The organism is Bacillus sp. PS196, assembly GCF_037963555.1.
Lineage (GTDB): Bacteria > Bacillota > Bacilli > Bacillales > Bacillaceae > Bacillus > Bacillus subtilis.
This window is the reverse complement of record NZ_CP150159.1, coordinates 3,513,408-3,532,152: the sequence shown is the minus strand read 5'-3', so window position 1 is coordinate 3,532,152 and position 18,745 is coordinate 3,513,408. Positions and strand designations below refer to the sequence as shown.

Here is an 18,745-nt window from a genome sequence, read left to right as displayed (position 1 = left end):
GTTAGCACTCCAGTACTGCTGCTTATACTGGCCCGTGCTTATCTGTATAAAGAAAATGGGGGTTCACAATTGAAGAGGGCAAGTATTGTGCGTGAAAAAAAATATTATGAATTAGTGGAACAATTAAAAGACAGAACACAAGACGTAACATTTTCAGCTACAAAAGCACTAAGTCTTCTTATGCTGTTCAGCAGATATTTGGTCAATTACACCAATGTCGAATCAGTAAATGACATTAATGAGGAATGCGCCAAACATTATTTTAACTACTTAATGAAAAACCATAAGCGATTAGGAATTAATCTGACAGATATAAAAAGGTCGATGCATCTAATCAGCGGGTTATTGGATGTGGATGTAAACCACTATTTAAAGGATTTTTCACTATCGAATGTCACGCTGTGGATGACGCAAGAGAGATAAACTCTCCTGAGGATATCCAAGCCATTTAATATTTGATAGAATATGAGTAACATGTTTGGCTTGAGGCGGTGAGAGATAGTGTCTGTTCAATGGGGAATTGAACTGTTAAAAAGCGCGGGCTTGTTCTTCTTACACCCGCTTTTCTGGTTTTTTATCATCATAACCCTGGCTTTCGGCTATGTAAGAATCAAACGGGAACGAAAAACCTTTCATACAAGAATAGCAGATATTTATGATGATCTGAAATTTACATATACAAAGGGACTGATTCCAGGTCTTCTTTTGTCAGTTATTTTAGGTGGACTCGGAATATCGATTCCTCTCGGTTTACTTGCGATTATTGCCGTTATCACTGCAGCGGCAGCGTTCACTCTTCGCGCAAACTGGATGTCTGCTGCATATATCGTCAGTGTGAGTATGCTGATAGGTTTTGGACTGCAAATATATCAGGCGGAGCCCTTTCTAGAGAGATTTCCGCAAGGATTTGCAGTTGTTTGGCCGGCTGTGGCTGTGTTTCTAGGTTTGCTGATTATCACTGAAGGAGCGGTTGCTTATCGTTCTGCGCATGTGAGAACATCACCGGCACTTGTCGTAAGCAGCCGCGGTTTGCCGATCGGACAGCAGCTGGCAAACCGGGTTTGGCTTTTGCCGCTGTTCCTTCTCGTGCCCGGCAATGGTTTAGAATCGCACCTTAGCTGGTGGCCCGTGTTTACTGTTCCCGGCGGCTCATTTCATTTTCTATGGATTCCTTACTTTGTCGGATTTGGACAAAGGGTACAGGGATCGCTGCCTGAAACGAGTATAAGGATCACAGCGAAACGCGTTTGTATTCTCGGTCTTGCCGTCGCAGTTCTCGGTGCAGCGAGCTTACTGTGGACGCCGCTTGCGGGTGCAGCGGTCTGTACTGCTTTGTTAGGGCGCATTTTTCTGTCCATAAAGCAAAGAGTGAATGATAACGCGGCTCCGTTTTATTTCTCGAAAAGGGATCAGGGCTTAATGGTGCTTGGGATTATCCCCAATACGCCGGCTGAGGATCTGGAATTGAAAATCGGGGAAATCATAACGAAAGTCAATGGCATACCGGTTAAGAACGTTTCTGATTTCTATGAAGCGCTTCAGCATAACCGTGCATATGTAAAGCTTGAAATTATCGGTTTGAATGGAGAAATTCGTTTTGACCAGCGAGCTTCTTATGAAGGAGAACATCATGAATTGGGCATCCTCTTCGTAAAGGATGACCGTGAAGACGAAGCAGCCGCTTCTGGATCATAAAAGGCAGCTCGGCACCGCAGGAAGATGCGATGCCGGGCTGTTTTGTGTTACGCTGAGTTTTTTTCTATCCGTGCCGTTTCATCAGATTTGATGCCCAATGAAACAAAAACGCCGATGATGGATACAGCAAAGAGAATCATAAATAGGGTGTGATATCCCGAAATCAGACCAATTAAGGCTGATGAAATGATGCTTCCGAAATAACGAAAGGTCGAGAAAATCCCGGATGCCACTCCTGACATTCCGGGGTCTACTGTGGCAAGGGATGAAACCTGCATGCTGGTCAGGCCGACTCCGGAAGCGAGCCCGCCAAGGATAAGAGAGACCATGAGGAACAAGACAGAATGCGAGCTGCTTAACAGCAAAAATAATAGATTCGCACCAGCCATCATGGCAAATGAAAGAAAAATGATTTTTTTGGCTCCCCATTTGTGATGGAGCTGCGCGCCCACCCAGTTGCTGGCTGACATGAAGATCGAAAATACAGAAAGCGCCATCCCGCTGTTAGACGTATTAAGCCCAAATTGGTTCGTCATAAATAACGGCATAATCAATAAGACGGCATACATCATCAAATTGCTTAACAAGACTGATAGATTCGCATTTGTAAAGGTTGAGCTTTTAAACAGTGCAAAGTCAATGATGGGGTGCTGGGTACGTTTTTCTCTTCTGAAAAAAAGCGGAACAAAAAGAAGTATCAATACACTGTATACCGCATATCCCCATGGAGCCTCATTTTTCGTCAGCAGGATAATTGAAACGATGCTGCCTGCAAGCAAGAGAGAGCCGATGATATCCAGCGGCGCGTCAGATTTATTTTCTTTATATTGAGGAAACATCGTTAATGCCGTAAATAAAGCAATGGCGAGGAACGGGATGTTGACCCAAAAAATCGAATGCCAGCTGAAGCTGTCAATCAGTATAGAGCCGATAAAAGGCCCGAGTGCTGCACCAAGTCCCGCACCCAGTCCGAAAAATCCAAACACTTTCGGTAGGCGTTTTTCAGAAACAACATGCCGGATAATGGCAATGCTGTTTGGCGTAAGCAATGCCCCGCCGACAGCCTGCAATGCCCGAAAGACAATTAACAGGAGCAGACTCGGTGAAAGGGCGCAGCCTAGAGATGCGATTAGAAAAAGGCCGACTCCCCATAAGTACATTGTTTTATTGCCGTACATGTCACCGAGCTTTCCTGCAATCGGCTGTGTGACTGCCATCACGATTAAATAAACGGTAACCACCCAAGTGATGCTTGCGATGGACTCGTTATACGTATGGGAAATAGATGAGAGCGCGACCGCGATCATCGTTGAGTTAATGGGAACCAGAATGGCCCCCAATAATAGCGAGACGATCAGCGCCCATTCTTTTCTTGAGCTCATTGGGATCCTCCTTTTTATTATGCCAAGGAGTTAATCAGCAGAAATTCCTTTGACAAATAGAGCTGTGCTGTGCTCCAGCATTTTTTCCTGGGGCATTGATATGACCCGGTCTCCTAAGTGGAGACGGTGAATGAAATAACCGAAGATAATCGACATGAACACGTCGGCATGCTCCGCTTCATTTCCTGTCTGAATAACCCCTTTCTCACCCATTGTTTTGAGATAATCAACCAATAGCTGTTTCATAGATTGGGGATATTCAGTGACGTGGTTAATGACATCCTGAAACATGGCCGGTTCACGAAAGCTGATTTTAATGATATCTTTTCTATGTTCGAGCTCCTCCAAGAGACAGGTTCCGATATGAAGCAGGTCTTTATACAAATCCCCTTCTGTTTGTTCCAAAATGCTGCCTCTGTTTGAAGAATGCTGAGAAAGCAAAGCCTCAACTAGTCCTTGTTTGTTTTTAAAGTTCCTGAAAATCGTCGCTTCACTTACATTTGCTTTTTCTGCAATTTCTTTTGTAGTTGTTGCGCGATATCCTTTTTTGACGAGCAGCTGCATGGCAGCGTCAAGGATTCTCTTGTTTGTCGGTCTCAATACGTTTCACCTCACGAATATACTGGCAGGACAAGTATACACCCGCCCCGCTTGTATAAGAAAGAGGGGGACGCATCAGGACCGGCTGACAACTGTGATTTTGCCGCTGCTACCGTCAACAGTGATGATGTCACCGTCTCGCAGTCTTTCGGTTGCCGTGCGTGTGCCGAGAACGGCTGGAATGCCGTATTCACGGGCAATAATCGCAGCGTGAGACAAAATGCCGCCTGTGTCTGTAATTATCGCTTTGGCGTCTTGAAACAGGCTGGTCCATAGCGGTGTGGTCATCTTGCAAACGAGTACGTCCCCAGGCGCGAATTGAGAAAATTCATTGGCGTCCCGAATGATTTTCACCGGACCTGTTGCAATGCCGCTTGATGCCGCAATGCCAAAAATATGATTCTCTGTGTTTTTTTCATCCTCTATCACAGCGCCGACAATTTCTTCAGCTGCTTTGAGCTGTTCTTTTGTCGGGGTGCCGAGGTAGGCCGGGGCTTGGGCCAGCTCATACTCATGAAAAATCTGTCTGCGTTTTTCAGCCTTTTCTTGCAGGGATACAGGGTGAAGAAGCGCTTGTTCCACTTCGTCGTCATATAAGAACCAAAGGTCCTCACGATCTTGAATGACACCGTTTTCCGCCAGCAATTCACCTATCTTCAGCAGAAAGATTCTCGCCTTGGCATCCAGCATGGCGTCAATATAAAAGTGGTGATCATCTTTTATATTTGCAGAGTTCAGTGTCCATTGATAATACCGGTCAAATTCGGTGCGCAAACCGGGATCTTCTATGTTTTCCAAGAATTCATTGTATAATTTCTCTCGTTTTTCTTTCGTTTTCTGAAATTCATTGTCAAAATGATAGCCATTACGGACATAATTTTGAATATTGGCCAGAGCGAAATACGGATTTTCCACCCAGATTTGTTCAATCAGATCATGACTTTTAACAGATCTCCATCCGTATTCTTGCAAGAATTCATGGACGTTCTTCAGGAAGTGTCTTCCCGCATCTGTTTGTTCCAATTTCTCCTGGAGCTGTTCAGGCTTGTTGTTTTCAAAAATGGCCAGAAGGTTCGGGTTCTCCTGAACTTCCATAGAAAATAGCCATAAGCAACGGTCCGTTTCCAGTGATTTGTTCATTTTTCCTGTCAGCATCTCGTAAAAATGAGCGTTTTCGGACTCTCCTTGAATGTCCTGATACATCGCTTGCAGTTTGTTTGTTAAAAGGATTTGCGGGAAAACGATATTGAAGTGCTCTTCATAAGCCGTGAGATAAAAGGCCTTTAGTTTTTGAAAAGCATCCAGTGCGCTTTCTGCGTTATGCTCAGTTTGTGCGAGCTGGTCCAGTGTCCGGTAAAAAGGGAGGTATGTGTGATTGATGATGTCATACATATGCTCCGATAAAATCGGGAAAAGCTCTTTGCCGCAGTCTTCAGAAGGAGGCTGTTGCCCTCCTTGGTTTTTGGAATAAATATGTCCGCGATAAAGTTTTACTTCATCAACAACTACACCAATCGGAAACTTTTGCATGCTCTTCTTCAAGCCATATTCCAACGCAGGCACGATGAAGGATGAAAATAACGGACTCACCGGACCTTCAATATTAGACTCCATGTTAAGCCAGAAATCATTCATATCAGTGTCGGTAATCATGAAGCTGCGTTTTTCTTCTGCCGCCTTTTTGTCCTGATCAATGGTTGTAATCGGACGAGCTTGCAGAAGGTATATTTGATGATCAGCAATTCCAAATTCTATATCAACAGGATATCCGTACAGGTCTTCGGTTTTTTTTGTGATTTCAGCCAATTCAATCACTTGTTCATCTGTAAGGCAAAAACGGCTGCGCATGTCTTCACTCGTTTCTTTTTCAGTAATTCCTTCTGCCGCAGACTCCATGTAGATTTCCTTTGCACCTATTTCTTTTTGAATCTCAAACGAAGATTTTTTAACAATGAACGTGTCTGGGGTAACACTTCCTGAAACAACAGCTTCACCCAACCCGTAGCTGGCGCTGATTAAAAGCTCTCTATCATCATGGGTAACAGGATTGCGGCTGAAGATAACACCTGACATTTCTGAATCGATCAGCCCCTGAACGACTATACCCATTAACGGCTCTGCGATTTGATTGTTCATTTTTTTCTTATAGCTGCTGACCCGCCCAGAAAAAAATGAGGCCCAGCATTCTTTCACTTTAGCCAGAAATTCTTCCTCTGTTTTGATATTTAAGTAGGTTTCATATTGACCCGCGAATGAGGCGCCTTCTAAATCTTCCGAGGCAGACGAAGAACGCACGGCTACGGATCGATATGATTCTCTAAGCTTATAAAAGGAACTAGTCAGCTCATCTTTCAGCTCATCCGAAAATGTTCCGGAAATGATCCCGCCTTCGACGTTTTCACTAGTCTCTTGAAGCTGGTTGTCCTCCATAAAACGTGCGAGCGCATTCGTTTGAATAATAAACCCGTCCGGAACAGGAAGACCGTGTTTGGTCAATTTAATCAAATTCATTCCTTTTGCTCCAGCCAGCTGGCTGGACTCTTCTGCCTGGCGAAATAAAACAGAATACATATTTGAAACCCCTCTTTTCTTCATTCATTTTGTTTTTCTCTCTAGTCTTTTTATTGCGGAGCCTGTGTTTAAAAAATGATAGTAAACACTATCATTCAATTGTAGGTTTTCAGGAAAATGCTGTCAAACGCAGAAAGTCCTAAATAAAATGAATAGTTAAGTTGGTTATATTATCCTGAAAAATGCGGCCGTACTGGTACTGTATGCCTATTTTCTTTTATTCTCGGAATCTGGCGGCGGACTTGATGATGTAATAAAAAAAAGTGCCGCTGATTAGAACAGCGGCACCATGGAATAAGTTTTGACCGGCACCAAAATGCAAATATGGTGATTGATTTTGGCTGAAAAGGGGTATGGTGTAGTAGAGGGAGCGAATGCACGATTGTCCGATTCTTCATTTTTTACTATAATCAGATCAGATGAAGAATCCCTGAGGAGGGTTTTTGTTGATTACAAAAGCCGTTTTTGCATTGTTTTTCCCTTTTATGCTTGTTGTTCTATTTACTAGAGTCACCTTTAATCATTATGTGGCGATCGCTTTAACAGCTGCATTGCTGTTTGCCTCTTATTTAAAAGGCTATACAGAAACGTATTTTATTGTAGGATTGGATGTTGTGTCTCTTGTGGCTGGCGGACTGTATATGGCCAAAAAAGCTGCAGAGAAAAAAGAAGAATAAATCGGACATAATGAATATAAAGACTGAATACCTGCTTTTACGTTTTAAAAGCAGGTTTTTTATACACAAAAACAGCTGGAAATAAAAAACCACCGAACTTTAGTTCGTATTTTTAGTGATTTTGCTTTCCATTGTGTTACTATATCTATAGGAAGATTTCGTTAAAGAAACGGAGGCTTATTTTTGTGAAAGATCGCTTTGAGTTAGTCTCGAAATATCAGCCCCAGGGAGATCAGCCGAAAGCCATTGAAAAGCTTGTGAAAGGAATTCAGGAGGGCAAGAAGCATCAGACTCTGCTGGGTGCAACAGGAACTGGGAAAACATTTACGGTGTCTAATTTGATTAAAGAAGTCAATAAGCCGACTCTCGTGATTGCCCATAACAAAACCCTTGCTGGACAGCTTTACAGTGAGTTCAAGGAATTTTTTCCGAACAATGCTGTTGAGTATTTTGTCAGCTACTATGATTATTATCAGCCGGAGGCGTATGTGCCTCAAACGGATACATTTATAGAGAAAGACGCTAGTATTAATGATGAAATTGATAAACTGAGACACTCCGCCACATCAGCTTTGTTTGAGCGCAGAGATGTCATTATTATTGCGAGTGTGTCTTGTATATACGGCCTCGGTTCGCCTGAGGAATACCGGGAAATGGTCGTGTCACTGCGGACTGAAATGGAAATTGAGCGCAACGAGCTGCTCAGAAAACTTGTAGACATCCAATATGCCCGCAACGATATCGACTTTCAGCGCGGTACATTTCGTGTGCGCGGGGATGTAGTGGAAATCTTTCCGGCATCCCGTGATGAGCATTGTGTCAGAGTTGAATTTTTCGGTGACGAAATCGAACGGATTCGGGAAGTGGATGCGCTGACAGGAGAAATTCTCGGCGACCGAGATCATGTTGCGATTTTCCCGGCATCCCACTTCGTAACGCGGGCCGAGAAAATGGAGAAGGCGATTCAAAATATCGAGAAGGAGCTTGAGGAGCAGCTAAAGGTCATGCATGAAAACGGAAAGCTCCTTGAAGCGCAGCGTTTAGAGCAGCGGACAAGATATGATCTTGAAATGATGCGTGAAATGGGTTTCTGCTCCGGCATCGAGAACTATTCAAGACATTTGACGCTGCGGCCTCCAGGTTCAACGCCGTATACGCTTCTTGATTATTTCCCAGACGATTTTATGATCGTGGTGGATGAGTCGCATGTGACAATTCCTCAGGTGCGCGGCATGTTTAACGGAGACCAGGCGCGGAAACAGGTGCTCGTGGATCACGGCTTCCGGCTTCCATCAGCGCTTGATAACCGTCCGCTTCGTTTTGAGGAATTTGAAAAGCATATGCACAATATCGTGTATGTATCAGCAACACCAGGGCCGTACGAGATTGAACATACAGATGAAATGGTTGAACAGATCATTCGTCCGACGGGGCTTCTTGACCCGCTTATTGACGTCCGTCCAATCGAAGGTCAGATTGACGACTTGATCGGCGAAATTCAAGCTAGAATCGAGCGGAATGAACGGGTGCTTGTGACAACTTTGACGAAGAAGATGTCAGAGGATCTGACCGATTATTTAAAGGAAATCGGCATTAAAGTAAACTATCTGCATTCTGAGATCAAGACGCTTGAACGGATTGAAATTATCCGCGACCTGCGCCTTGGCAAGTACGATGTGCTTGTCGGCATCAACCTGCTGAGGGAAGGTTTGGACATTCCCGAAGTATCCCTTGTTGCGATTTTGGATGCGGATAAGGAAGGTTTCCTTCGTTCGGAGCGGTCGCTGATCCAGACCATCGGACGGGCAGCGAGAAATGCGGAAGGCCGCGTCATTATGTACGCCGATAAAATAACGAAGTCTATGGAAATTGCGATTAATGAAACAAAACGCCGCCGCGAGCAGCAGGAGCGGTTTAATGAAGAGCACGGCATTACGCCGAAAACGATAAATAAAGAAATTCGCGATGTCATTCGTGCCACAGTAGCAGCTGAGGATAAAGCGGAATACAAAACAAAAGCCGCGCCGAAGCTGTCGAAAATGACGAAGAAAGAACGCCAGAAAGTCGTTGAACAGATGGAGCATGAAATGAAGGAAGCCGCCAAGGCGCTTGACTTTGAGAGAGCCGCGGAGCTTCGCGATTTACTTTTAGAGCTAAAAGCGGAAGGATGATGAACAAATGGCTATGGATCGGATAGAGGTGAAGGGAGCCAGGGCGCATAACCTGAAAAATATAGATGTAACGATTCCGAGAGATCAGCTTGTCGTTGTCACGGGTTTGTCCGGGTCAGGTAAATCCTCCCTTGCCTTTGACACGATATATGCTGAAGGACAGAGACGGTATGTTGAGTCGCTGTCTGCTTATGCCCGCCAGTTTTTAGGGCAAATGGATAAGCCTGATGTGGATGCAATTGAGGGGCTCTCTCCCGCCATCAGCATTGATCAGAAAACAACAAGCCGCAATCCGAGGTCTACTGTCGGTACGGTAACTGAGATTTATGATTATCTGCGTCTTTTATATGCGAGAGTAGGGAAGCCTCATTGTCCGGAGCACGGAATTGAGATTACATCTCAGACTATCGAGCAAATGGTGGACAGAATTCTGGAATACCCGGAACGGACGAAGCTTCAGGTGCTGGCGCCGATTGTCTCGGGCCGAAAAGGCGCTCATGTCAAAGTGCTTGAACAGATTAGAAAACAAGGCTATGTCAGAGTCAGAATTGACGGCGAGATGGCTGAGCTTTCCGACGATATCGAATTAGAAAAGAATAAGAAGCATTCCATTGAGGTTGTCATTGACCGGATTGTCGTGAAAGAAGGAGTGGCAGCCCGGCTGTCAGATTCATTGGAAACGGCGCTCCGTTTAGGGGAAGGACGGGTTATGATCGATGTCATCGGTGAGGAAGAGCTGATGTTCAGCGAGCATCATGCCTGTCCGCACTGCGGATTTTCAATTGGTGAGCTTGAGCCGCGTCTGTTTTCGTTTAACAGTCCGTTCGGGGCGTGTCCGACGTGTGACGGTCTCGGAATGAAGCTTGAAGTGGATGCCGATCTTGTCATCCCCAACCAAGATTTGTCATTGAAGGAGAATGCGGTTGCCCCTTGGACACCGATCAGCTCACAATATTATCCTCAGCTGCTTGAGGCAGTCTGCACCCACTACGGGATTGATATGGATGTGCCGGTCAAAGATTTGCCGAAGCATCAACTGGATAAAGTGCTGTACGGCAGCGGAGATGACCTGATTTATTTCCGATATGAAAATGATTTTGGACAAATCCGCGAAGGTGAAATTCAATTTGAAGGCGTATTGCGCAACATTGAAAGACGCTATAAGGAGACAGGCTCCGATTTCATCCGTGAGCAAATGGAGCAGTATATGTCTCAGAAATCTTGTCCGACGTGCAAAGGCTATCGGTTAAAGAAAGAGGCGCTTGCCGTACTGATTGACGGCAGCCACATTGGGAAAATTACCGAGCTGTCTGTCGCCGACGCACTTGCCTTCTTTAAAGACCTTACCCTTTCTGAGAAGGATATGCAGATCGCCAATTTGATTTTGCGCGAAATTGTGGAGCGCTTAAGCTTTCTGGACAAAGTCGGTCTCGATTACCTGACATTGAGCAGGGCAGCGGGTACATTGTCCGGGGGAGAGGCGCAGCGCATCAGGCTGGCGACTCAAATTGGCTCGCGTTTATCCGGTGTGCTTTATATTTTAGATGAGCCGTCTATCGGTCTGCATCAGCGTGATAACGACCGCTTGATCAGCGCTCTGAAAAATATGAGAGACCTCGGGAACACGCTGATTGTTGTCGAACATGATGAGGACACGATGATGGCAGCAGATTATTTAATAGATATTGGACCGGGAGCCGGCATTCACGGCGGACAGGTGATATCTGCGGGTACGCCGGAAGAAGTGATGGAAGATCCAAACTCATTAACGGGCAGCTATTTATCAGGGAAAAAGTTTATCCCATTGCCTCCTGAAAGAAGAAAGCCGGACGGACGTTACATTGAAATTAAAGGTGCTTCAGAAAACAACCTGAAAAAAGTGAATGCCAAGTTCCCGCTTGGGACGTTTACAGCAGTTACAGGTGTTTCCGGTTCAGGAAAGAGTACACTCGTTAATGAAATTTTGCATAAGGCGCTGGCGCAAAAGCTTCATAAAGCGAAAGCGAAGCCCGGAAGCCATAAAGAGATTAAAGGTTTGGATCATTTAGATAAAGTCATTGATATTGACCAGGCGCCAATCGGAAGAACGCCGAGATCCAACCCTGCGACATACACCGGTGTATTTGATGACATTCGTGATGTATTCGCGCAGACAAATGAAGCGAAGGTCCGCGGCTATAAAAAAGGCCGTTTCAGCTTCAACGTGAAGGGCGGACGATGTGAAGCCTGCCGCGGAGACGGGATTATTAAAATTGAAATGCACTTCCTTCCTGACGTATACGTTCCATGCGAGGTGTGTCACGGCAAACGCTATAACCGTGAAACGCTTGAAGTGACGTACAAAGGAAAAAGCATCTCTGATGTGCTTGATATGACGGTTGAAGATGCTCTTTCTTTCTTTGAAAATATCCCGAAAATCAAACGCAAGCTCCAAACCCTTTATGATGTTGGTTTAGGTTATATTACGCTCGGCCAGCCGGCGACGACCTTGTCAGGCGGAGAAGCGCAACGCGTGAAGCTCGCGTCAGAGCTGCACAAACGCTCGACCGGACGCACGCTCTACATTTTAGATGAGCCGACGACAGGTTTGCATGTCGACGATATCGCCAGGCTTCTTGTCGTGCTGCAACGGTTGGTAGACAACGGAGACACTGTACTGGTTATTGAGCATAACCTTGATATCATTAAGACGGCCGATTACATTGTGGATTTGGGCCCGGAAGGCGGAGCCGGGGGCGGAACCGTTGTCGCGTCAGGAACGCCTGAGGAAATCACTGAAGTGGAAGAATCGTATACAGGCCGTTATTTGAAGCCTGTTATCGAACGTGACAAAACACGCATGAAATCGCTCTTGAAAGCGAAAGAAACAGCTACATCTTAAAACCCTCTGTTAAGAGGGGACAGCTTGTCAGCAAGTCCATCCTTGGGCTTAGCAGGCAAGCTTTTTCTTTACGGCATAATAGGTTTAGATTCGTCTTTGGTAAAATTTCTTTGGGAAAACGCCTAAACATTTACAAATTGCTGTCGATATATGAATTGAAAGGCGGATGATGATTTCCAAATTAAGCAGACAAACCCTATTAAGGAGCTTAAAGGCATCCTTAAGCAATAACTGAATCTACATAGGTTAGAAGCTTTATTGGAATCTGATACGCCAGAAATCAAAGAAAAGGAAGTCTTTGATTTCAAAAACATATACACATGGAGGTATTTTTCACATGAGAATCAACCACAATATTGCAGCGCTTAACACACTAAACCGTTTGTCTTCAAACAACAGTGCGAGCTCAAAAAACATGGAGAAACTTTCTTCTGGTCTTCGCATCAACCGTGCGGGAGATGACGCAGCGGGTCTTGCGATTTCTGAAAAAATGAGAGGACAAATCAGAGGTCTTGAAATGGCTTCTAAAAACTCTCAAGATGGAATTTCTCTTATCCAAACAGCTGAGGGTGCATTGACTGAAACCCATGCAATCCTTCAACGTATGCGTGAACTTACTGTTCAAGCAGGAAACACAGGTACACAGCAAACTGAAGATTTAACTGCAATTAAAGATGAAATGGATGCTTTAACTGAAGAGATCGATGGAATTTCTCAACGTACTGAATTTAACGGAAAAAAACTTTTAGACGGTAGTGAAACAGCAGGATTTACATTCCAAATTGGTGCAAATGCTGGCCAAAATATTAATGTTACAATTGGTAACATGGATGCAACAACTTTAGGAGTAAAAGGTATCGATGTTTCAGCAGATGATTTTAGTTTTGACACTGAGATTGTTAAAATCGATAGTGCAATTACAAGTGTTTCAAACCAACGTGCTAAACTTGGTGCGGTACAAAACCGTCTAGAGCACACAATCAACAACCTTGGTGCTTCTTCTGAAAACTTAACAGCTGCTGAGTCTCGCATCCGTGACGTTGACATGGCGAAAGAAATGAGCGATTTCACAAAGAACAACATTCTTTCTCAAGCTTCTCAAGCGATGCTTGCTCAAGCAAACCAACAGCCGCAAAACGTGCTTCAATTGTTACGTTAATTTTGAACGGCTATCTCTTTCTGATAGTTACAGCTTGCCGACAGAGTCCATTAACTGGATGTGCCGGCAGGCTTTTTTTGTTACAATCATTTTGTGACAGCCAGGGAATCACTTGTTTTTTCAAAACAAAAAAGGCAAGATATTGTCATCTAACCTTTAGCTTTGTTTCAGTTATAATGAATGATATGTTTTCCGCAATTACAAAGTCTTCTTATACAGCTGCTTACTTACACTCATTAAATCTTGAACAATATGCGTGTTGCTGCTGTCGAGCAGCACTTTTATATATTGGATATCGTGAGAGATCGGGAAGGGTCCGTGAATCTGCTCAAGCTCGGCGATCATTTCACGATTCATTCTTTTTTGTTCATGAATCAGCTTTAACACTGATTCTTGTGTTACTGTATAGTCACTGGGATCTTTCTCCATTGCTTGTCCAGCCTCCTTGGTTGCCGTAAGCTTTTTACATATTGTAATCGGTATAGCCGGAAGATTCTACTTCTAAAACTTTTTAAAATCCAATTTCCGTAAATCGGAGCATGTCTAAAGAATGAATTTGAAACCTGAAGAGATTTTAAACGTATAAATAAGTGAAACGTCCCTGATCTTTTGTCATGGACAATTCACAATAGGAGTGTGGAATGAATTGAACCGTAATCAAGCTATTATTGCATCACTTTGTTATTTCAGTGTGTTCATTGCGCCAATCATTGTGCCGATTGTCGCATATTTTGTTGTAAATGAGAAAGAAACAAAACGCCATGCGATACGCTCTCTTATTTCTCACATTGTTCCGTTTGTCGGCTGGCTGTTCCTTTTTATTGCTTTACTTGGCGGAGCCGTTGCGATTGATGGAGACAGCTTGCTTCCTGTATTTGTAATCATCGGGGGAGCGGTTATTTATTTCTTAGTTGTCATTGGCATTATCATTTGGAATGTGATTCAGGGCATTAAGGTCCTGCGTGCAGCATAAGTAGACAATGGGGAGGAGATCGTAATGAAGCAAGAAAAGGAACGAATCCTTAAGCTTGTTGAGGAAGGAAAGCTTACAGCACAAGAAGCTTTGACACTGATTGAAAAGCTTGACAGCGACTACAAGGAAAAAGAAGAGAAAATCACAGCGCTCTCAGTTCACGTTCATGACGAGGAAGAGCCATTTACAACGGCAAAAAAAGAAAGCGGCAAACCGTCTTTAGGAGCCAAGCTGTTTGACTGGATTGATTCTGCTGTGAAAAAGGTCAAGGAAGTTGACCTTGATTTAAACTTTGGCCATGCGTATGATGTTCAGCACATTTTTCAATTTAAAGATACTGACTTTTCCAGTGTTGAGCTGCAAATTGCCAATGGCAGCGTAAATATCGTCCCTTGGGAAGATGACGATATCAGAGCGGAATGCCAGGCGAAGGTATATCGCGCTGACAGCCAGGATGCGGCGAGACACGCATTTCTTCAGCATATTGAATGTGAAATCAAAGGTAATAAGTTTTTTATCCGTACTGAGAAAAAGACGATGAAAACGAATGTCACTTTGTATATTCCTCAGAAGGAGTATGATAAGATTCGGGTGAAGCTGTTTAACGGTCCAGTCAGAGGGGAACATTTACATGTAAAAGAGTTCTCAGCGAAAACGACAAACGGCGTGCTGTCGTTCTCGTATTTAACAGCCGAAAAAGCCATAGCTGAAACGGCCAACGGGCAAATTAAGCTCGCAAGCCACAGCTGCGGTACGATAGAAGCGGAAACCATTAACGGATTGATCGATCTCCGAGGGAAAAGCGAATCCATTGACGTTCAAAGCTTTAACGGAAATATTGCGATTAACGTAACAGAATCAGACTGCCGCTCCATTTATGCAAAAACAACGACTGGAAATGTAGAGCTTGCAATTCCGGACGATCTCGCAGTGAAGGCAGAGCTGAAAAGCAATCTTGGTACGCTGTCCCATGAATTAATGGATGTAGAGATGCTGAAGGAAAAAAATGATACGATTCAAAAAGAAATGATGTTCACTTCAAATCAGGCACATGATCAAAACATCACCGTCTTCTCAGAATCACTAACAGGCGCCATCAAACTAAAGTACTCACAGAGGTGATCGAATGAATAAGCTTTATCGCTCAGAAAAAAATAAGAAAATCGCCGGTGTTATCGGAGGTCTCGCGGAATATTTCAATTGGGACGCATCACTCCTCAGAGTCATAACTGTCATCTTAGCCATTATGACAAGTGTCTTGCCGGTTTTGCTCATTTATATCATTTGGATTTTTATCGTCCCGTCAGAAAGGGATATGAAATGACATGGTAAAATGGGCAGTCAGCATTTTAGTCAATGCATTGTTATTAATCGTCATTGATGGATATATTGACTCCATCCATATCAGCAGCATTGGGGCAGCGATTATCGCCAGCCTCATTTTATCGATCTTAAACGTGCTGATTAAACCGCTTTTAATTATATTTACACTGCCGGTCACCATGGTGACGCTTGGACTCTTCTTGTTTGTGATTAACGCCATCACGCTTATGATGACCGCGTCCATTATGGGTGACAGCTTTCAAATCGACGGCTTCGGCACAGCGATATGGGCATCCGTTATCCTGTCGGTCTTCCATTTGCTGATTCAAAAAGGCATTTTAGAGCCGCTTAGAAAAAAATAAAAAAAGCTGCCCGCAAAGGCAGCTTTTTTACATGTGGTGCTTTTTTTGTTTCGTGCGCTTCTGCGGCGAAAACATTGGCGGAAGAAGGCAAAAGCTCAATGCGGCAAATCCAAGGCCTAGGAGGCTAAAGGACATGGCAGACGGCATCATTGTGAGCAAGTAGGCAGATACCATCGGACCTGCTGCCATGCCTGTATATCGGATAAAGTTAAACATTCCGATTGCACTCCCTCTGTTGTGCTCAAATTCATTAGTAATCATTGTAGAGTACAAGGGAGGAATAACCCCCATCGAGATGCCAAACAGTGCCAGCGTCAGAGCCATGAGAACGAGAGAAACGGAATGTGTAACAGCAAATAAAATGATGCTGCAGGCGGCAATCACATTGCTTCCGATAAACAAGGTGTGCAGCCCGATTTTTGCCTGTATTCTTTTAAACAGAAACGTACCTGCAATCGTGCTCAGCGCCAGCGGCAAATATAACAGTCCTGCTATACCCACATCTATATGGTAATGCTCTGTCAGCAATATTGGGAGGTAGACAATTACTGCAAAATAAATGAAAAAGAGAACAAAACTTAAAGTCAAAATGACGTTCCCTGTTCGATTTGTAAATATTGATTTATAATGAGCGAACACATTGCCTTTGGCTTGCTGCATAGATTCAGTTGGAGAATCTTTAGGAAAGGTGATGCTGTTTGTCACCAGCAAAACGATAGAGATGGCCGCAAGTATCCAAAAAATCCCTTCGTATCCGGCTGCTCCGCCTATGAATCCTCCTAGAACTGGAGCAATAGCCGGTGCGACAGACAGGAGCATTTGATACGTTCCCATTGCACTCCCGCGTTCATTTCCTGTAAACAGCTGTCCGATCGTTGTGGCAGCAATAAGAGGCAGTGCTGCGGAACCGGCTGCCTGTATCATTCTGAATATCAGAAACAAGGTAAAGTCAGTAGTCACCGCACAGCCGATGCTGGCTGCTGCCGTTGCCAGAATACCGGTAATCAAGACGATCCGAGCGCCTTTAAAATCAATGATCGCTCCTAATATAATTTGCATTATTGCTGTCACAATCATAAAAACAGAGACTGACAGGTTCACCATAGCTGTGGAAACATGGAATGATTCTTTAATGATCGGAAGAATAGGTGAATAAATGTTCTGGCTTAAAGATGCAAAAAATGCACTGAAGCAAACAGTGTATAAGATCAATACTGCCTTTGATTTTGTATGAGCCAAAGTGTACACCGCCTTTTTGTTTACTTTACAGGTTTGTCCGGAGTCCCATCGGTTTGTTCTGCTTCAAGTGTTGACGTCAACTGCTCTAGAAACTTCAATACAGCCTTTTGTTCTTCTTGTGAAAATGAATCAAGGAATTGGTAAAAAGCCAGCTCCTTTTTTTTATGCAGTTTCTCATGTAAGTCGAAAATCCGTCTGCCTTTACGGGTTAATTTAAAATAAACTTCTTTTTTGTTATCTGTCAGCTGATAGCTGTTAATGAATTCTTCCTTGATCAGTTTTGTGCTGATTTTCGTTACATTCGCTTTCGATAAGTTCATTTTTCTGGCAATTCCGGCATTATTAATGGGTTCATGTTGGCCGATACAGTCAATGACATGTATGCTTGTCATGTTTTTAGGGATATCAATCACATCCTCTTCTGCGGCTTCCTTAAAAAATTGCTGAAGTGAAGTATTCGCTTTTTGTTCATTAAGGTGCAGCAGTCTCACGTATATGTCGTATATCATCTGTTTTGTCAAATCAGACATAGGCTACCTTCTTTCTTAGGAATAATAGTTTACGATGAAACAATAAAACAAATAGTTTACTGGTGAACAATTTTATTTTATCTTTTCTTGTTTTCATTGTCAATTGTTGGTGTTTAGACTATTTGTTGATATGTCATGCTGAATATGCGTGTAAAAAGTGTGTGGAAAATGTGATGTTTACATTTATTTTCAAATATTTGGGCACAGATCATATTGACGTTTGGAAGGAAAAGGGATAAAATGACTAATGTTTACTAGTAAACATTTATCATGATATGGGTATTGAAAATGATTATTAAAATCTTAAAAAACATTTGGAAACTTTAAGTGATGCCTGCCATTCGTCTTGTTCAGTTGATCTAGCTATTCCATCTTGTATTTGAGGGTGATGACTTAAAGCGGGATAAGTTTTAGGGGTGAATGAGATGACCGGAATGGTAACGGAAAGAAGGTCTGTGCATTTTATTGCTGAGGCATTAACAGAAAACTGCAGAGAAATATTTGAACGGCGCAGGCATGTTTTGGTGGGGATCAGCCCATTTAACAGCAGGTTTTCAGAGGATTATATTTACAGATTAATTGGATGGGCGAAAGCTCAATTTAAAAGCGTTTCAGTTTTACTTGCAGGGCATGAGGCGGCTAATCTTCTAGAAGCGCTTGGAACTCCGAGAGGAAAGGCTGAACGAAAAGTAAGGAAAGAGGTATCACGAAACAGGAGATTTGCAGAAAGAGCCCTTGTGGCTCATGGCGGGGATCCGAAGGCGATTCATACATTTTCTGATTTTATGGATAACAAAGCCTACCAGCTGTTGAGACAAGAAGTTGAACATGCTTTTTTTGAGCAGCCTCATTTTCGACATGCTTGTTTGGACATGTCTCGTGAAGCGATAATCGGGCGTGCACGGGGCGTCAGTTTGATGATGGAAGAAGTCAGTGAGGATATGCTGAATTTGGCTGTGGAATATGTCATAGCTGAGCTGCCGTTTTTTATCGGAGCTCCGGATATTTTAGAGGTGGAAGAGACGCTCCTTGCTTATCATCGTCCGTGGAAGCTCGGTGAGAAGATCAGTAACCATGAATTTTCTATTTGTATGCGGCCGAATCAAGGGTATCTCATTGTACAGGAAATGGCGCAGATGCTTTCTGAGAAACGGATCACATCTGAAGGATGATAGGGGGAGT

The 18,745-nt window shown here is 43.6% G+C and carries 17 protein-coding genes; 11 read left to right on the top strand and 6 right to left on the bottom strand.

The genetic code is table 11. The features are described 5' to 3' along the window. Positions 1-69: 69 nt before the first annotated feature. Both swrA and minJ read left to right on the top strand, forming a co-directional pair. Entirely contained in the window at positions 70-423 is a 354-nt protein-coding gene (swrA, locus tag NST79_RS18345) for a swarming motility protein SwrAA (protein ID WP_015251121.1), read from the top strand. Between the two features lie 78 nt (positions 424-501). Continuing rightward, a complete protein-coding gene (minJ, locus tag NST79_RS18340; protein ID WP_003228042.1) occupies positions 502-1,695 on the top strand; it encodes a cell division topological determinant MinJ in 1,194 nt (397 codons plus the stop codon). Between the two features lie 47 nt (positions 1,696-1,742). Here minJ and NST79_RS18335 read toward each other — a convergent pair whose 3' ends face one another. The 3 genes from NST79_RS18335 to NST79_RS18325 form a co-directional block, all read right to left on the bottom strand. Continuing rightward, entirely contained in the window at positions 1,743-3,077 is a 1,335-nt protein-coding gene (locus NST79_RS18335; RefSeq protein ID WP_144482866.1) for an MFS transporter, read from the bottom strand. Between the two features lie 30 nt (positions 3,078-3,107). Beyond that, positions 3,108-3,677 (bottom strand): TetR/AcrR family transcriptional regulator, encoded by a 570-nt coding sequence (locus NST79_RS18330; RefSeq protein WP_003244088.1) that lies wholly within the window; start codon positions 3,675-3,677, stop codon positions 3,108-3,110. A gap of 75 nt (positions 3,678-3,752) precedes the next feature. Next, entirely contained in the window at positions 3,753-6,248 is a 2,496-nt protein-coding gene (locus NST79_RS18325) for a PEP/pyruvate-binding domain-containing protein (RefSeq protein ID WP_212059100.1), read from the bottom strand. Positions 6,249-6,694: 446 nt separating this feature from the next. Between NST79_RS18325 and NST79_RS18320 the strand changes: the two genes are divergently transcribed. The 4 genes from NST79_RS18320 (at position 6,695) to hag (ending at position 13,136) form a co-directional block, all read left to right on the top strand. Then, the gene (locus NST79_RS18320; RefSeq protein ID WP_003228053.1) at positions 6,695-6,925 is read left to right on the top strand and encodes a CsbA family protein; all 231 of its coding nucleotides are present in this window, start codon (positions 6,695-6,697) and stop codon (positions 6,923-6,925) included. A 185-nt stretch (positions 6,926-7,110) separates the two neighbouring features. Further along, positions 7,111-9,096: an excinuclease ABC subunit UvrB gene (uvrB, locus tag NST79_RS18315; RefSeq protein WP_003243787.1), complete on the top strand. Its 1,986-nt coding sequence runs from the start codon at positions 7,111-7,113 to the stop codon at positions 9,094-9,096. A 7-nt stretch (positions 9,097-9,103) separates the two neighbouring features. Then, positions 9,104-11,977, top strand: a complete 2,874-nt coding sequence (uvrA, locus tag NST79_RS18310) for an excinuclease ABC subunit UvrA (protein WP_212059092.1) — start codon at positions 9,104-9,106, stop codon at positions 11,975-11,977. A 337-nt stretch (positions 11,978-12,314) separates the two neighbouring features. Next, positions 12,315-13,136, top strand: coding sequence for a flagellin Hag (gene hag / locus NST79_RS18305; RefSeq protein WP_029318328.1), 822 nt, complete (start codon positions 12,315-12,317; stop codon positions 13,134-13,136). Between the two features lie 198 nt (positions 13,137-13,334). On the opposite strand, the gene NST79_RS18300 is transcribed toward hag, so the two are convergent. Further along, positions 13,335-13,565: a hypothetical protein gene (locus NST79_RS18300; protein ID WP_003235419.1), complete on the bottom strand. Its 231-nt coding sequence runs from the start codon at positions 13,563-13,565 to the stop codon at positions 13,335-13,337. Between the two features lie 217 nt (positions 13,566-13,782). Between NST79_RS18300 and yvlA the strand changes: the two genes are divergently transcribed. From yvlA to NST79_RS18280, 4 genes are read left to right on the top strand one after another with little or no spacing between them, the layout of a single operon-like run. Then, on the top strand, positions 13,783-14,109 hold the full coding sequence (gene yvlA, locus NST79_RS18295) for a protein YvlA (RefSeq protein WP_003244375.1): 327 nt from the start codon (positions 13,783-13,785) through the stop codon (positions 14,107-14,109). 24 nt (positions 14,110-14,133) lie between these two features. After that, on the top strand, positions 14,134-15,231 hold the full coding sequence (locus NST79_RS18290) for a DUF4097 family beta strand repeat-containing protein (RefSeq protein WP_003228061.1): 1,098 nt from the start codon (positions 14,134-14,136) through the stop codon (positions 15,229-15,231). Between the two features lie 4 nt (positions 15,232-15,235). Further along, on the top strand, positions 15,236-15,433 hold the full coding sequence (locus NST79_RS18285; RefSeq protein ID WP_003228065.1) for a PspC domain-containing protein: 198 nt from the start codon (positions 15,236-15,238) through the stop codon (positions 15,431-15,433). Position 15,434: 1 nt separating this feature from the next. Further along, positions 15,435-15,794 carry a phage holin family protein gene (locus NST79_RS18280; protein ID WP_003228066.1) on the top strand — a complete coding sequence of 120 codons (360 nt, stop codon included), beginning with the start codon at positions 15,435-15,437 and terminating at the stop codon, positions 15,792-15,794. A 27-nt stretch (positions 15,795-15,821) separates the two neighbouring features. Here the strand turns inward: NST79_RS18280 and NST79_RS18275 are convergent, their stop codons facing one another. Beyond that, positions 15,822-17,033 (bottom strand): MFS transporter, encoded by a 1,212-nt coding sequence (locus tag NST79_RS18275; RefSeq protein WP_003228068.1) that lies wholly within the window; start codon positions 17,031-17,033, stop codon positions 15,822-15,824. 20 nt (positions 17,034-17,053) lie between these two features. After that, complete coding sequence (gene pchR, locus NST79_RS18270) at positions 17,054-17,563, bottom strand: pulcherriminic acid biosynthesis transcriptional regulator PchR (protein WP_029318331.1); 510 nt, start codon at positions 17,561-17,563, stop codon at positions 17,054-17,056. A 425-nt stretch (positions 17,564-17,988) separates the two neighbouring features. Here pchR and pchC point away from each other — a divergent pair, with 425 nt between their 5' ends. After that, the gene (gene pchC / locus NST79_RS18265) at positions 17,989-18,735 is read left to right on the top strand and encodes a cyclo(L-leucyl-L-leucyl) synthase (protein ID WP_033884614.1); all 747 of its coding nucleotides are present in this window, start codon (positions 17,989-17,991) and stop codon (positions 18,733-18,735) included. Positions 18,736-18,745 lie beyond the last annotated feature (10 nt).

What these genes read in the sequence shown, in the direction of transcription:
- NST79_RS18335 (WP_144482866.1), bottom strand. Translation starts at nt 3,077, where the DNA reads ATGAGCTCAAGAAAAGAATGGGCGCTGATCGTCTCGCTATTATTGGGG.
- NST79_RS18325 (WP_212059100.1), bottom strand. Translation starts at nt 6,248, where the DNA reads ATGTATTCTGTTTTATTTCGCCAGGCAGAAGAGTCCAGCCAGCTGGCT.
- uvrA (WP_212059092.1), top strand. Translation starts at nt 9,104, where the DNA reads ATGGCTATGGATCGGATAGAGGTGAAGGGAGCCAGGGCGCATAACCTG.
- hag (WP_029318328.1), top strand. Translation starts at nt 12,315, where the DNA reads ATGAGAATCAACCACAATATTGCAGCGCTTAACACACTAAACCGTTTG.
- NST79_RS18300 (WP_003235419.1), bottom strand. Translation starts at nt 13,565, where the DNA reads ATGGAGAAAGATCCCAGTGACTATACAGTAACACAAGAATCAGTGTTA.
- NST79_RS18290 (WP_003228061.1), top strand. Translation starts at nt 14,134, where the DNA reads ATGAAGCAAGAAAAGGAACGAATCCTTAAGCTTGTTGAGGAAGGAAAG.
- NST79_RS18285 (WP_003228065.1), top strand. Translation starts at nt 15,236, where the DNA reads ATGAATAAGCTTTATCGCTCAGAAAAAAATAAGAAAATCGCCGGTGTT.
- NST79_RS18280 (WP_003228066.1), top strand. Translation starts at nt 15,435, where the DNA reads ATGGTAAAATGGGCAGTCAGCATTTTAGTCAATGCATTGTTATTAATC.
- pchR (WP_029318331.1), bottom strand. Translation starts at nt 17,563, where the DNA reads ATGTCTGATTTGACAAAACAGATGATATACGACATATACGTGAGACTG.
- pchC (WP_033884614.1), top strand. Translation starts at nt 17,989, where the DNA reads ATGACCGGAATGGTAACGGAAAGAAGGTCTGTGCATTTTATTGCTGAG.